The sequence below is a fragment of the Phytopseudomonas punonensis genome (genome assembly GCF_900142655.1).
Taxonomy (GTDB): domain Bacteria; phylum Pseudomonadota; class Gammaproteobacteria; order Pseudomonadales; family Pseudomonadaceae; genus Aquipseudomonas; species Aquipseudomonas punonensis.
The window spans coordinates 25,726-39,960 of the sequence record NZ_FRBQ01000005.1 but is presented as its reverse complement, the minus strand read 5'-3'; the positions used below and the strand labels follow the sequence as shown (position 1 = coordinate 39,960).

Genomic DNA, 14,235 nt, shown 5'->3' with positions numbered 1-14,235 from the left:
TCCCCTTAATTTCGGTTTAGGTTGTTTCTTGATTTTTAATGGAAGCGAATCGGGTGCTGAATGGCCTACCGACACGGTAAGAGCCGCTTTATATCAAGGGCTCCAAAAAAGTGTCAAGGAAGGCATCCGGCTAATGCGTGCTGATTCGCTCCTTGGAATCAGACTCGCGTTTTTCATCCTTTGCAACCAACTCAGGAGCCGCGTCTGGCAAGGGCTCCGGGGCGTATTGCAGCGCAATTTGCAGGACCTCGTCAATCCATTTAACCGGTTTAATCTGCAGGTCCTGCTTGATGTTCTCGGGAATCTCCTTGAGGTCGCGAACATTCTCTTGAGGAATGATCACCGTTTTGATTCCCCCACGATGCGCTGCGAGCAGTTTTTCCTTGAGGCCACCGATAGCCAGAACCTGGCCACGCAGGGTGATTTCACCGGTCATCGCGACATCCGCGCGCACCGGGATTTGCGTCAACGCAGACACCAGCGCCGTGCACATCCCGACGCCTGCACTCGGGCCATCTTTTGGCGTCGCGCCTTCGGGCATGTGAATGTGAATATCACGTTTTTCGTAGAAGTCCGGCGCCACACCCAGGCTTTTCGCACGGCTGCGGACCACTGTTTGCGCGGCCGTGATCGATTCGACCATCACATCACCGAGCGAGCCGGTCTTGATCAGGCTGCCCTTGCCAGGCACCACCGCGGCCTCGATTGTCAGCAGCTCACCACCCACCTGAGTCCAGGCCAAACCGGTCACCTGGCCGATCTGATCCTGCTGTTCGGCGAGCCCGTAGCGGTGCTTGCGCACGCCCAAAAACTCCTCGAGCGAGTCGGCAGTGACGACCACATGGAAGCGTTTTTCCTTGGCATGTTGCTTGACCGCGCGCCGGCACACTTTGGCCAATTGCCGCTCAAGACTACGCACGCCAGCTTCGCGGGTGTAGTAACGAATAATGTCACGGATCGCACTTTCCTCGAATTCCAGCTCGGTTTTCTTCAAGCCGTTGGCCTGAATCTGCTTCGGCGCGAGGTATTTGGTGGCGATATTGACCTTTTCGTCCTCGGTGTAACCCGGCAGACGTATCACCTCCATGCGGTCTAGCAGCGCGGCCGGAATATTCATGGAGTTGGCGGTGCACAAGAACATCACGTCAGAAAGGTCGTAATCGACCTCCAGATAGTGATCGTTGAAGTTGTGGTTTTGCTCGGGATCGAGCACTTCGAGCAATGCCGAAGCCGGATCACCACGCATGTCCTGGCCCATCTTGTCGATTTCATCGAGCAAGAACAGCGGGTTGCGAACCCCAACCTTGGTCATTTTCTGAATCAGGCGACCCGGCATGGAACCGATATAGGTACGGCGGTGACCGCGGATTTCCGCCTCGTCACGCACGCCGCCAAGCGCCATACGCACGAACTTGCGATTGGTCGCACTAGCGATCGACTCGGCCAGCGACGTCTTACCCACGCCAGGGGGGCCTACGAGACACAATACCGGCCCCTTGAGCTTCTTCACGCGCTTCTGCACGGCAAGATACTCAAGGATGCGTTCCTTGACCTCTTCGAGGCCGTAGTGATCGGCGTCGAGAATATTCTCGGCACGCGCCAGATCCAGGCGCACCTTGCTCTGAGCCTTCCACGGCACATTCACCAGCCAGTCGATATAAGAACGCACGACGGTGGCTTCGGCGGACATGGGCGACATCTGCTTGAGCTTGTTCAGCTCTGCCTGAGCCTTGCCGTAGGCTTCTTTGGTCAGCCCGGCATTCTCGATGCGGCGCTTGAGCTCATCGAGCTCGTTGTGGCCTTCCTCGCTGTCACCAAGTTCTTTCTGAATGGCCTTCATCTGCTCATTCAGGTAGTACTCGCGCTGGCTGCGCTCCATCTGCTTCTTGACGCGGCCACGGATGCGTTTCTCGACCTGCAGCAGGTCGATTTCCGCATCCAACAGGGCCAATACATGCTCGACCCGTGTTGGCAGGTCGACGATTTCGAGAATTTCCTGTTTTTGCTCGATCTTGAGCACCATGTGCGCAGCCATGGTATCGACCAACCGGCTGGGCTCATCGATGCTGTTGAGTGACGACAGCACTTCGGAAGGCACTTTCTTGCCGAGCTGTACGTACTGTTCGAACTGGCTCAGCAGGCTGCGAATGAATACTTCGCTCTCACGCTCCGGCGCCTCGACTTCGTCGAGCAGCTGCACTTCGGCGCTGCTGTAGCCATCGGCCTCGATGAACTGTTCGATTTCACCACGCTGCTCACCCTCGACTAACACCTTGACGGTGCCATCCGGCAGTTTGAGCAACTGCAGAACCGTGGCTACGGTACCGACTCGGTAGAGCCCTTCTTCACTCGGTTCATCGTCCGCGGGATCTTTCTGGGCGAGCAACAGAATCTGCTTCTCGCCATTCATCGCCGCTTCGAGCGCTTCGATGGATTTCTCCCGGCCCACGAAAAGCGGGATGACCATATGCGGATAGACCACAACATCGCGCAAAGGCAGGAGAGGCAATTCGATGGTTGTCTTCATGATTTTGAGCTCTACGGCGGCCTTGCGGCCGTAAACGGTGGGAATACCCTTGACCCTAAGATGGGGGTAGCCCCAGGAAAAAACAAGCGCTGCTATCGCCAAAAGCAAAGGGGCCCGCAGGCCCCTTGCTTTCAACATATGACAAACGCGTTACGCGTCTGGTGCAGCCTTGGCAGGCGGCTCGCTGTTTTCGTAGATCAGCAGCGGCTTGGAAGTACCATCAATAACGCTTTCATCAATGACCACCTTGCTGACGTCCGATTGCGACGGAATGTCATACATGGTGTCGAGCAATACGCCTTCAAGAATCGAACGCAGACCACGGGCACCGGTTTTACGTTCCAGCGCCTTGAGAGCAACGGCCTTGAGCGCGTCAGGACGGAATTCAAGATCCACCCCTTCCATCTCGAACAGCTTGCCGTACTGCTTGGTCAGTGCGTTCTTCGGCTCGGTGAGAATCTGCACCAACGCAGCCTCATCGAGCTCTTCCAGGGTTGCGATAACCGGCAGGCGGCCAACGAACTCGGGAATCAGGCCGAACTTGACTAGATCATCTGGCTCAATCTCACGCAGCGATTCACCGATCTTCTTATCGCCTTCCTTGCTGCGCACTTCGGCGCCGAAACCGATACCACCTTTGGTGGAGCGGTTCTGGATGACTTTCTCGATCCCGGCGAATGCACCACCACAGATAAACAGGATATTGCGCGTATCGACCTGCAGGAATTCCTGCTGCGGATGCTTACGACCACCTTGAGGCGGAACCGAGGCGACGGTACCCTCGATCAGCTTGAGCAGCGCCTGCTGCACGCCTTCACCGGAAACGTCACGGGTGATAGACGGGTTGTCAGACTTGCGAGAAATCTTGTCGATTTCGTCGATGTAGACGATGCCCATCTGGGCCTTCTCGACATCGTAGTCGCACTTCTGCAGCAGCTTCTGGATGATGTTTTCGACGTCCTCGCCCACATAACCCGCTTCGGTCAGCGTGGTAGCGTCAGCAATGGTGAACGGAACGTTAAGCAGACGAGCCAGGGTTTCAGCCAGCAACGTCTTGCCCGAACCAGTCGGACCGAGCAGCAGGATGTTGCTCTTGCCGAGCTCGACGTCATCCTTCTTCTCGCGCTGATTGAGGCGCTTGTAATGGTTGTAAACCGCGACCGCCAGAATCTTCTTCGCCCGCTCCTGACCGATCACGTACTGATCGAGGATCGAGCTGATTTCCTTGGGAGCCGGCAGTTTGTGCGCATTATTCTCGGCCTGGGCTTCCTGCACCTCCTCACGGATGATGTCATTGCACAGGTCGACGCACTCGTCGCAGATAAAGACGGAGGGTCCGGCAATCAACTTGCGCACTTCGTGCTGGCTTTTGCCGCAGAAGGAGCAATAAAGCAGCTTGCCGTTGTCTTCGCCATTGCGGGTGTCAGTCATTCGTTCGATCCAAATCCGATAGGCTTACACAGAAGATGAAGGCTCTTGCGGGCTTTTTCAAGCCCGCAGATGATCAGACTAGCCGATCAAATCCATTCTGAACGGATTGATTCAGGCTGGGCGCTGAGCGATGACTTGGTCAATCAGCCCGTACTCCAGAGCGGCTTCCGCGCTCAGGAAGTAGTCACGGTTGGTGTCACGGTCGATTTCTTCGAGCGTACGCCCACTGTGCTTGGCCATCAGGGTGTTGAGGCGCTCACGGATGAATAGAATTTCCTTGGCATGGATTTCGATATCCGACGCCTGGCCCTGAAAACCACCCAGCGGCTGGTGAATCATCACGCGCGAGTTCGGAAGGCAGTAACGCTTGCCAGCTGCACCAGCGGTCAACAGGAATGCGCCCATGCTGCAAGCCTGACCGATACAGGTGGTCGAAACATTCGGCTTGATGAATTGCATGGTGTCGTAGATCGACATACCAGCAGTTACCGAACCACCAGGCGAGTTGATGTACAGGTGAATGTCCTTGTCCGGGTTTTCCGCTTCAAGGAACAGCAGCTGCGCGCAGATCAGGTTAGCCATGTAGTCTTCGACCGGACCAACGAGGAAGATCACGCGTTCTTTGAGCAACCGCGAATAGATGTCATACGAGCGCTCGCCACGGGCGGACTGCTCGACAACCATAGGGATCAGACCGCCTGCGGCCTGAATGTTGGGCATTTGCTGCGTAAAAGGATTGTGCGACATATCCAGCACTCGCTCCCTAATAAAAGTCATGTCTCGAATACGCATAAGCCAGCGCTGAGGCTGGCTTATGGTGTGCTCGAACGAGGTGAAGAAATCAGGCGGCTTGTGGAGCTTCTGCCGGCTTGACTGCTTCTTCGTAAGAGACCGATTTGTCAGTCACATTGGCCTTCTGCAAAACAGTATCTACAACTTGCTCTTCCAGTACAACCGAACGCACTTCGTTCAGCTGCTGGTCGTTCTTGTAGTACCAAGCCACGACCTGCTCAGGCTCCTGGTAGGCCGAAGCCATTTCCTGGATCAGCTCACGGACGCGGGCGTCGTCTGGCTTGAGCTCGAACTGCTTGACCACTTCAGCGACGATCAGGCCCAGCGACACACGGCGCTTGGCTTGTTCTTCGAACAGCTCAGCCGGCAGCTGGTCAGGCTTGATGTTGCCGCCGAACTGTTGAACGGCCTGCACGCGCAGGTTGTTCACTTCGCTGGCGATCAGCGCCTTAGGCACTTCAACCGGGTTGGCGGTCAGCAGACCTTCCATGACCTGGTTCTTGATCTTGGATTTGATGGCCTGACGCAGTTCACGCTCCATGTTCTTGCGAACTTCGGCGCGGAAACCTTCGATGCCGCCTTCCTTGATACCGAACAGAGCGAAGAACTCGTCATTCAGCTCTGGCAGTTGCGGAGCAGAAACGCTGTTCACTTTAACGGTGAATTCAGCAGTTTTGCCGGCCAGGTCGAGGTTCTGATAATCCCCAGGGAAGGTCGGGTTGATAACGCGCTCTTCACCAGCTTTGGCACCAACCAGAGCGTCTTCAAAGCCAGGAATCATGCGGCCGGAGCCCAGCACCAGCTGAGTACCGGTGGCGGAACCACCAGCGAACGCTTCGCCGTCGATCTTGCCGACGAAATCGATATTCAATTGGTCGTCTTTTTCGGCAGCGCGCTCGACCGCTTCGAAACGGGTGTTCTGCTTGCGCAGAATATCCAGCATGTTGTCGACATCGGAGTCAGCCACTTCAGCCTGCTGACGCTCGATGGCGATAGTTTCGAGGCCGGCGACCTTGATTTCCGGGAACACTTCGAAGGTTGCAACGAATTCCAGATCCTTGCCCTTCTCCAGCACTTTCGGCTCGACCGAAGGCTGGCCAGCTGGTGCGAGCTTCTGCTCGGCAACTGCTTCATAGAAGGAAGACTGGATGACGTCGCCTACGGCTTCTTGACGTGCATCAGCTTCGAAACGCTGACGAATCACGCTCATCGGCACTTTGCCAGGACGGAAGCCAGGGATCTTGGCTTTCTGGGCAGTCTGCTGCAGACGCTTGTTGACCTGAGTCTCGATACGCTCGGCCGGCACAGTGATGCTCATGCGGCGCTCGAGAGCGGAAGTGCTTTCAACAGAAACTTGCATGGATATTCCTCGTTGCACAGACGTATGCCGGCCGCTTACCGGCCCCATTCAAGGGCATGCATTCTAGAGGGAGGTGTTGCAGAAGTCACCCTAGATGCAGGTGGCAAACGGGAGGGGCGCTAAAAGATGGTGCGGACGGAGAGACTCGAACTCTCACGCCTTGCGGCGCTGGAACCTAAATCCAGTGTGTCTACCAATTCCACCACGTCCGCGTGGTAATACTTTTTACAAACAAAAACGCCAGGCTTTAAGGGCCTGGCGCTTTCAGAATATGGGGTGGACGAAGGGGATCGAACCCTCGACACCAGGAGCCACAATCCTGTGCTCTACCAACTGAGCTACGCCCACCATATTGCTTTACTACTTACTTGTGCCGACTCACCTAGTGGCGCACCCGGCAGGACTCGAACCTGCGACCATCCGCTTAGAAGGCGGATGCTCTATCCAGCTGAGCTACGGGCACTTATCCATCCACCAGAGCAGACTTCAAGCTTCGGCTAGAGCGGCCACTTTCGTTGCTGCCTTTGCCGCTTTACCCTGTCACTTGCTGTGCTCGCCAAGTGGTGCGCATCTTATAGAGGCGCCCTTGGGCCGTCAACACCCAAATCTAAAAAAATTCAGCTAGATAAAGGAGTTACACCAAATCTGCGCTCTGCCGCCTTTGCCCTTCCTTAATGCCATGCGAGAATGCGCGTCCTTTTTTCTCCCTTTCGATGGTTAACCAAGCGCAATGACCGCACAACTGATAGATGGCAAAGCGATTGCCGCCAATATCCGCCAGCAGATCGCCCAGCGCGTCGCCGAACGACGCCAGCAAGGACTGCGCGCGCCCGGCCTGGCAGTGATCCTGGTCGGCAGCGATCCAGCCTCTCAGGTTTATGTCGCGCACAAGCGCAAGGATTGCGAAGAGGTCGGCTTCGTTTCCCGCGCCTATGACCTCAGTGCTGAAACCAGCCAGGACGACTTGCTGAGCCTGATCGACTCCCTGAATGAAGACGCCAGCATCGACGGCATTCTGGTTCAGCTGCCGCTGCCGGCCCACCTCGATTCATCGCTGCTGCTCGAGCGCATCCGCCCGGATAAAGATGTCGACGGCTTTCACCCCTACAACATCGGCCGCCTGGCTCAGCGCATGCCGCTGCTGCGCCCGTGCACACCGAAAGGCATCATGACCCTGCTGGCAAGCACCGGACAGGATCTGTATGGCATGCACGCCGTCGTAGTCGGCGCCTCGAATATCGTCGGCCGCCCGATGGCCATGGAATTGCTGCTCGGCGGCTGCACCGTGACCGTCACCCACCGATTCACCAAGGATCTGGCAGGTCACGTGGCGCAAGCCGACATCGTCGTGGTTGCCGCCGGCAAACCCGGGCTGGTCAAAGGCGAATGGATCAAGGAAGGCGCCATCGTCATCGACGTGGGCATCAACCGTCAGGCTGACGGTAAGCTGATTGGCGACGTGGTGTATGAAACCGCCCTGCCCCGCGCGGGCTGGATCACCCCGGTGCCCGGCGGTGTCGGCCCGATGACGCGTGCCTGCCTGTTGGAAAACACCCTGCATGCCGCGGAACACCTACACGCCTGACGACTCTGCAGCTACGAAAACGGCGCCATCGGGCGCCGTTTTCATTTTAGCTCAACACGCGCGTAGCGCCCTGGGGCTTGCGCACGAACCACAGCACTCGGCTGACGCCGCGGGTCACAGCTACATAACCGAGGCGCAAACTCTCGTCCGCCATCGCCTGGTCATAGCTGTTAGCGAAGAAGCCACAGTGCGCGTACAGCGCATTGCGAAGCGGATGCGGTGTGGTCGGCAAACAGTCGTCGACGATGATCGCCACTTCGGCCTGCAAGCCCTTGGCGCGGTGGATGGTGTAGGCCTTGACGGGGAGCTTGCGGTCGAGCCCGGCCTGGATGTCCTTCAAGGTGTCGTTGCGCCGCCCCAGCAACAGCACGGCGGTGCGCTCCCGGGAATCGATCGAGCGCGCATAGTCGCATTGCGCCACGATCTCCCTGTGCAGCTCGCCCATGTCGCGAGGGAGATCGAACGGCGTTACCAGTTTCACACCATGACTGCCCGGCGGCGCACTGCGGACCGCCGCCGTCGCCTTGTCCTGCTTGAAGGCCACGCCTGCAAGTATCGATTCGGCAGCGCGGATCACCGGCTCGATGGAGCGATAATTGGCTTGCAACATCAGCACCGCGCTTTTGCCCTTGCCTTTGCTCGGGAAGTGCCGGTCGAAGGCCATGAACAGCTCGGGCGAGCTGCCGCGCCAGCCGTAGATCGACTGCCAGTCATCCCCAATGGCCATCAGGCTTATAGCCGTCGCCGTATTGGCCAGGCGCCTGTGCAGGGCCTGCAGCCACTGCACGATCTGCGGCGAGACATCCTGGAACTCGTCGATCAAGAGATGCGAAAAGCCAGCGAGCGCCTCGGCTGACACACGTGCATCGCCGTCTTCGAGCATCTGCGTCAGCTGCTGAAAAGCGCCATTGAAGGTCATCAGACCTTGCTCACTGAAGCGCCGCTGCAATGCGCGCCAGTAAGCCTGCAACGCTAGCAGAAATACACGCTCCTGAGCCGAACAGGCCAACGCATCAACCGCCAGCTTCTCGATACGGATACCGATGCTCTCGATAAAACCCGCCTGGCCGTAGAACACCTCGAACAGCGGCGCCGCATGCAGTTCACCATTGAGTTTGAATGGTTGCATTGGCACCCTTGGCAAAGGCTTTTGCTCATCCGGCGCAGCCGAACCTAGCAGCTCGTGAACTTGCGAGCGAAACGCTGGATCTTCGGCGTAACAAGCCTGGTACACCTCTTTCAGCAGACGAATTTGCGCAATGCCCAAGCGCCCGCCAGCCAAAGGGTTATCGAGTTCGCCTGCCCCCTTGCCACCCAACTGCTCGAACCACCCAGGATTGCCCAGCGCCTGACGGGCCAGCAAGCCCATGGCCGAGTGGAAAGTACGCACGCATTGGCGCACTGCCTGCGCATCGACGGGTGACTGCCAGAACCCGAGCACCTTGAGCAGTCGCTCGCGCAATTCGGAGCAGGATGCGTTGGTAAAGGAAATCACCGTCAGGCGCTCGGGCTCGATATTCAGGTGGCAGAGCATGAACACAACACGCAGCACCAGAGTCGTCGACTTGCCGGAGCCAGCGCCAGCAAAGATACGTGTCAGTGGTTGGCGCCCGAGGATCATCGCCCACTGCTCATCGGAAGGCGCGCTGACCACATTAGCCGCAACCGCGCGCGCGACGGTGTCGCGCATGGCCTGCTCCTGAGCGGCGCTGATTTTCATCGCTGCAGCCGAGTAGATACCGGCGCTCGTGCGCCTAACGGGCTTTTTTGTTGCGGAGTTTGCGCCCTTCCCTGCGCGCTTTGCAGTTGCAGTTTTCTTTGCAGAGGTGGCTTTGCCTTTGGCTTTTGGTGCAGCTTTAAGGCGTTCGGCCGCGGCATGTTTTTCAGCCTCAAGATAAGCGGCAGTACGCGGAAAATAGCGAGCCAGCGTGGTCGAAAGCAGCAGTTTGTAACGCGTCAGCATGGTTTTCCCATAGCGAATTGGATGCAGGCTTCTGGAAAGGAAAAGGCCGCATCAGCGGCCTTTTCGTTGCGACACTCGCTTACTCGGCGAGTCGCCAGGTGGTGCCACCTTTGCCATCCTCAAGCACTACGCCCAGGGCGGTGATCTGATCACGGATGCGGTCGGATTCTGCCCAATTCTTATCCGCACGCGCCTGCAGGCGAGCGGCGATCAGCGCTTCCACTTCAGCGGCGTCGACCTTGCCTTCAGCACCGGCTTTGAGGAAAGCGTCCGGCTCCAGCTGCAGCACACCAAGCAAGCCACCCAACTCTTTGAGACGTGCGCCCAGCGCAGCAGCAGTTTGCAGATCGCTGTCACGCAGGCGGTTGACCTCACGTGCCAACTCGAACATCACCGAGCAGGCACCGGCAGTATTGAAATCGTCGTCCATTGCCGCACCGAAGCGCTCGACATAACTTTCGCCGCCAGCCGGCGCAGCCTCTGGTAAGCCTTTGAGCGCGTTGTAGAAGCGTTCCAGAGCAGCCTTGGATTCGCGCAGGTTGTCTTCGGAGTAGTTGATCGGGCTGCGGTAATGGCTGGCGATCAGCAGGTAACGCACAACTTCCGGGTGGTACTTTTCCAGCACCTCGCGGATGGTGAAGAAGTTGCCCAAGGACTTGGACATTTTCTCGCCATTGATGGTGATCATCCCGCAGTGCAGCCAGGAGTTGGCGTAAGGCTTGCCAGTGGCAGCCTCGCTCTGGGCGATCTCGTTCTCGTGGTGAGGAAACTCGAGGTCGTTACCGCCACCATGAATGTCGAACGACTCACCGAGGCAGCAGGTGGACATCACCGAGCACTCGATGTGCCAGCCCGGACGACCGTCGCCCCAAGGCGATGACCAGCTTGGCTCACCCGGCTTGGCGGCCTTCCAGAGAACGAAATCGAGCGGATCCTGCTTGGATTCGCCCGGCTCGATGCGCGCACCGATACGCAGATCTTCCACGCGGCGGCGCGACAGCTTGCCGTAACCTTCGAACTTGCCGACGCGGTAGTACACGTCACCGTTGCCGGGCGCATAGGCGTAGCCCTTGTCGATCAAGGTCTGAATCATCGCGTGCATGCCAGCGATATGATCGGTAGCACGCGGCTCCTGATCCGGCTTGAGGATGTTCAGGCGCGCTTCGTCTTCGTGCATCGCGTTGATCATTCGCTCGGTGAGCGCCTCGAAGGCCTCACCGTTCTCATTGGCGCGATTGATGATCTTGTCGTCGATGTCGGTGATGTTGCGCACATAGGTCAGGTCATAACCGCTATGGCGCAGCCAGCGCGTCACCACATCAAAGGCAACCATGCTGCGACCGTGGCCCAGGTGGCAGAAGTCGTAGACGGTCATGCCGCACACGTACATGCGCACCTGGTTGCCGACCAAGGGTTTGAAGACTTCCTTGCTCTTGCTCAGGGTGTTGTAGATGGAAAGCGCCATTACTGACCCCAGGAGTCACGCAGGGTGACGGTGCGGTTGAAGACCAGAGCGTCAGGTTTGGAGTCCTTGGCGTCCAGGCAGAAGTAGCCTTCGCGCTCGAACTGGAAGCGGTCTTCAACAGTAGCCTGAGCCAGCGACGGCTCGGCACGGCAACCCTTGAGCACCACCAGCGAATCCGGGTTGATGTTGTCGAGGAAGCTGCCACCCTGCTCGCCATCTTCACCGGTCTTCTCCGGATTGGCGGAGCGGAACAGCCGATCGTACAGACGCACTTCGCATTCGACGCTCTCGGCAGCCGGCACCCAATGGATCACACCTTTAACCTTGCGGCCTTCCGGGTTCTTGCCCAGGGTGTTCTCGTCATAGGAGCAACGCAGCTCGACGATGTTGCCGGCAGCGTCCTTGATGGCCTCGTCGGCGCGGATCACGTAGCTGCCGCGCAGGCGCACTTCACCACCGGGGATCAGGCGCTTGTAGCCGTCCGGTGGGGTTTCCTCGAAGTCACTGGCATCGATGTAGATCTCGCGGGAGAACGGCAGCGCGCGGGTGCCCATGTCCTGCTTGGGATGGCGCGCCAGCTCGAGGTTCTCGACCTTGCCTTCCGGGTAGTTGGTGATCACCACCTTGAGCGGCTTGAGCACGCACATGGCGCGCGAGGCGTTGGCGTCCAGGTCTTCGCGAATGGCGAATTCCAGCATACCAATATCTACCAGGCCGCCGGCACGGTTGACGCCGATCATGTCGCAGAAAGTGCGAATCGACGCAGGCGTATAGCCACGGCGGCGGTAGCCAGACAGGGTCGACATGCGCGGATCATCCCAGCCGTTGACGTGGTTCTCGTCAACCAACTGTTTGAGCTTGCGCTTGCTGGTGATGGTGTAGTTCAGGTTCAGACGAGCAAATTCGTACTGACGCGGCTGCGCCGGTACTGGCAGGTTGGCCAGGAACCACTCGTACAGCGGGCGGTGATCTTCGAACTCCAGGGTGCAAATGGAGTGGGTCACGCCTTCGATGGCATCGGACTGGCCATGGGTGAAGTCGTAGCTCGGGTAGATGCACCATTTGTCACCGGTCTGGTGGTGATGGGCATGGCGGATGCGATAGAGGATCGGGTCGCGCAGGTTCATGTTGCGCGAGGACATGTCGATCTTGGCACGCAGGGAACGGGCGCCATCCGGGAATTCGCCAGCCTTCATACGGGCGAACAGTTCGAGGTTCTCATCCACGCTGCGATCGCGGTACGGGCTGTTCTTGCCGGGCGTGTTCAGGGTGCCGCGGTATTCGCGGGCTTCGTCCGGGGTCAGGTCATCGACGTAGGCCTTGCCGGCCTTGATCAGCTCGATGGCCCAGTCATGCAACTGGTCGAAATAATTGGAGGCGTAGCGCTCTTCGCCGGCCCACTTGAAGCCCAGCCACTGGACGTCGGCCTTGATGGCATCGATGTATTCCTGATCTTCCTTGGCCGGGTTGGTGTCGTCGAAACGCAGGTTGCACTCGCCACCGAATTCCTGGGCCAGGCCGAAGTTCAGGCAGATCGACTTGGCATGGCCGATATGCAGGTAGCCGTTGGGCTCCGGCGGGAAGCGGGTGATGATCTTGGCGTGCTTGCCAGCGTCCAGGTCAGCCTGAACGAGGGGACGCAGGAAGTTGGCGGCTTTTTCGACGGTGGGCTTGCTCATGGTGTCCTTAGCGCGTGCGGATTGCGGCACAGGGTAGGCCGACTAAAACAAAGCGCTTATCATAGCCCAAGCTGTCAACCCCCTGACAGGCCTTGGTGCCTGCTCCTGACCTCCGGGCAATATAAATGTCCATCCCGAGCCAGGCGTAGCCCGCGATTTTCTCGATAGAGCGATAAACACATGATCAAGCTGCACACCAACCACGGCGTCATCACCCTCAACCTGTTCGAAGACAAGGCACCGGAAACCGTCGCCAACTTCAAGGAATACGTGAAGAGCGGCCATTACGACGGCACTGTGTTCCACCGCGTGATCGGCAACTTCATGATCCAGGGTGGTGGTTTCGAGCCAGGCATGAAGCAGAAGCCGACCCGCGCGCCGATCAAGAACGAAGCCAACAATGGCCTGAGCAACAAAACCGGCACCGTAGCCATGGCCCGTACCATGGAGCCGCATTCGGCCTCCGCGCAGTTCTTCATCAACGTTGCCGACAACACCTTCCTCGACCATAGCGCACAGACCGTACAGGGCTGGGGTTACGCGGTGTTCGGTGAAATGGTCGAAGGCCTGGACGTGGTCGAAGCCATCAAGGGCGTCTCCACCACCATGAAATCCGGCCACCAGGACGTACCGGCCGAAGACGTGATCATCGAGAAGGCCGAGATCGTCGAGTGATCCTGCTGATCTCCGACCTGCATCTTGAAGAGGAGCGCCCGGATATCAGCCGGGCGTTCTTGCATTTTCTCGACACTCGCGCACGCCAGGCCGAGGCGCTGTACATCCTTGGCGACTTTTTCGAAGTCTGGATTGGCGACGACGCCATGAGCCCCTTCCAGCACGGCATCGCCGCGGCGCTGCGGCGCTTGAGCGATGTCGGCACACGCATCTACCTGATGCACGGCAACCGTGACTTTCTGCTCGGCAAGGCGTTTTGCCGCGAGGCAGGCTGCACGCTGCTGAGCGATCCTCACGAAGTGCAGCTTGCTGGCGAGAAGGTGCTGCTGATGCACGGCGACAGCCTGTGCACGCTGGATGTTGGCTATCAGAAGATGCGCCGCCTGCTGCGCAATCCACTGAGCTTGTTCATTCTGCGCAACCTGCCGCTCGGTACACGTCACAAACTGGCGAGAAAACTGCGTTCGGAAAGCCGCTCGCAGACGCGCATGAAGGCCAGCGATATCGTCGACGTGACGCCTGGCGAAGTGCAGCGAGTGATGACACAGCATGGCGTGAAGACGCTGATCCATGGCCATACCCATCGCCCAGCCACGCACGACATGCAGATCGACGGCCAACCGACGCGACGAATCGTCCTCGGCGACTGGGATAAACAGGGCTGGGCCCTGCAGATCGATGAAAACGGCTTCAACCAGAGCGCCTTCGCCCTGGACTGAAACACCAGGGAGCACGGCGTTGAGCGAAGCGATACCCGG

Annotated in this window: 10 protein-coding genes and 3 tRNA genes; 3 read left to right on the top strand and 10 right to left on the bottom strand. The window is 58.5% G+C overall.

What is annotated here, in order from left to right:
- Positions 1–130: 130 nt before the first annotated feature.
- The 7 genes from lon to BUC40_RS14175 all read right to left on the bottom strand — a co-directional run bounded on the left by lon (position 131) and on the right by BUC40_RS14175 (position 6,573).
- Positions 131–2,527 (bottom strand): endopeptidase La, encoded by a 2,397-nt coding sequence (gene lon, locus BUC40_RS14205; protein WP_073266801.1) that lies wholly within the window; start codon positions 2,525–2,527, stop codon positions 131–133.
- 150 nt (positions 2,528–2,677) lie between these two features.
- Entirely contained in the window at positions 2,678–3,958 is a 1,281-nt protein-coding gene (gene clpX, locus BUC40_RS14200) for an ATP-dependent Clp protease ATP-binding subunit ClpX (RefSeq protein ID WP_073266799.1), read from the bottom strand.
- 111 nt (positions 3,959–4,069) lie between these two features.
- Positions 4,070–4,705: an ATP-dependent Clp endopeptidase proteolytic subunit ClpP gene (clpP, locus tag BUC40_RS14195; RefSeq protein WP_073266797.1), complete on the bottom strand. Its 636-nt coding sequence runs from the start codon at positions 4,703–4,705 to the stop codon at positions 4,070–4,072.
- Positions 4,706–4,799: 94 nt separating this feature from the next.
- On the bottom strand, positions 4,800–6,110 hold the full coding sequence (gene tig, locus BUC40_RS14190) for a trigger factor (RefSeq protein ID WP_073266796.1): 1,311 nt from the start codon (positions 6,108–6,110) through the stop codon (positions 4,800–4,802).
- Positions 6,111–6,237: 127 nt separating this feature from the next.
- A tRNA-Leu gene (locus BUC40_RS14185) sits at positions 6,238–6,322 on the bottom strand.
- A 60-nt stretch (positions 6,323–6,382) separates the two neighbouring features.
- Positions 6,383–6,458: transfer RNA gene (locus BUC40_RS14180), tRNA-His, on the bottom strand.
- A 38-nt stretch (positions 6,459–6,496) separates the two neighbouring features.
- Positions 6,497–6,573: transfer RNA gene (locus BUC40_RS14175), tRNA-Arg, on the bottom strand.
- Positions 6,574–6,840: 267 nt separating this feature from the next.
- Between BUC40_RS14175 and folD the strand changes: the two genes are divergently transcribed.
- A complete protein-coding gene (gene folD, locus BUC40_RS14170) occupies positions 6,841–7,695 on the top strand; it encodes a bifunctional methylenetetrahydrofolate dehydrogenase/methenyltetrahydrofolate cyclohydrolase FolD (RefSeq protein WP_073266794.1) in 855 nt (284 codons plus the stop codon).
- Between the two features lie 46 nt (positions 7,696–7,741).
- Here folD and BUC40_RS14165 read toward each other — a convergent pair whose 3' ends face one another.
- The 3 genes from BUC40_RS14165 to BUC40_RS14155 all read right to left on the bottom strand — a co-directional run bounded on the left by BUC40_RS14165 (position 7,742) and on the right by BUC40_RS14155 (position 12,802).
- Positions 7,742–9,658, bottom strand: a complete 1,917-nt coding sequence (locus BUC40_RS14165) for a DEAD/DEAH box helicase (protein WP_073266792.1) — start codon at positions 9,656–9,658, stop codon at positions 7,742–7,744.
- A 79-nt stretch (positions 9,659–9,737) separates the two neighbouring features.
- Positions 9,738–11,123: a cysteine--tRNA ligase gene (gene cysS / locus BUC40_RS14160; protein ID WP_073266790.1), complete on the bottom strand. Its 1,386-nt coding sequence runs from the start codon at positions 11,121–11,123 to the stop codon at positions 9,738–9,740.
- A complete protein-coding gene (locus BUC40_RS14155) occupies positions 11,123–12,802 on the bottom strand; it encodes a glutamine--tRNA ligase/YqeY domain fusion protein (protein WP_073266788.1) in 1,680 nt (559 codons plus the stop codon). Before BUC40_RS14155 ends, cysS begins: the two co-directional genes overlap by 1 nt.
- 180 nt (positions 12,803–12,982) lie before the next feature.
- On the opposite strand from BUC40_RS14155, the gene BUC40_RS14150 reads away from it, so the two are divergent.
- Positions 12,983–13,477 carry a peptidylprolyl isomerase gene (locus tag BUC40_RS14150; protein ID WP_073266786.1) on the top strand — a complete coding sequence of 165 codons (495 nt, stop codon included), beginning with the start codon at positions 12,983–12,985 and terminating at the stop codon, positions 13,475–13,477.
- Positions 13,474–14,196: a UDP-2,3-diacylglucosamine diphosphatase gene (gene lpxH, locus BUC40_RS14145; RefSeq protein WP_073266784.1), complete on the top strand. Its 723-nt coding sequence runs from the start codon at positions 13,474–13,476 to the stop codon at positions 14,194–14,196. The genes BUC40_RS14150 and lpxH overlap by 4 nt, the downstream gene beginning before the upstream one ends.
- Positions 14,197–14,235: the final 39 nt, after the last annotated feature.

What these genes read in the sequence shown, in the direction of transcription:
- lon (WP_073266801.1), bottom strand. Translation starts at nt 2,527, where the DNA reads ATGAAGACAACCATCGAATTGCCTCTCCTGCCTTTGCGCGATGTTGTG.
- clpX (WP_073266799.1), bottom strand. Translation starts at nt 3,958, where the DNA reads ATGACTGACACCCGCAATGGCGAAGACAACGGCAAGCTGCTTTATTGC.
- clpP (WP_073266797.1), bottom strand. Translation starts at nt 4,705, where the DNA reads ATGTCGCACAATCCTTTTACGCAGCAAATGCCCAACATTCAGGCCGCA.
- tig (WP_073266796.1), bottom strand. Translation starts at nt 6,110, where the DNA reads ATGCAAGTTTCTGTTGAAAGCACTTCCGCTCTCGAGCGCCGCATGAGC.
- folD (WP_073266794.1), top strand. Translation starts at nt 6,841, where the DNA reads ATGACCGCACAACTGATAGATGGCAAAGCGATTGCCGCCAATATCCGC.
- BUC40_RS14165 (WP_073266792.1), bottom strand. Translation starts at nt 9,658, where the DNA reads ATGCTGACGCGTTACAAACTGCTGCTTTCGACCACGCTGGCTCGCTAT.
- cysS (WP_073266790.1), bottom strand. Translation starts at nt 11,123, where the DNA reads ATGGCGCTTTCCATCTACAACACCCTGAGCAAGAGCAAGGAAGTCTTC.
- BUC40_RS14155 (WP_073266788.1), bottom strand. Translation starts at nt 12,802, where the DNA reads ATGAGCAAGCCCACCGTCGAAAAAGCCGCCAACTTCCTGCGTCCCCTC.
- BUC40_RS14150 (WP_073266786.1), top strand. Translation starts at nt 12,983, where the DNA reads ATGATCAAGCTGCACACCAACCACGGCGTCATCACCCTCAACCTGTTC.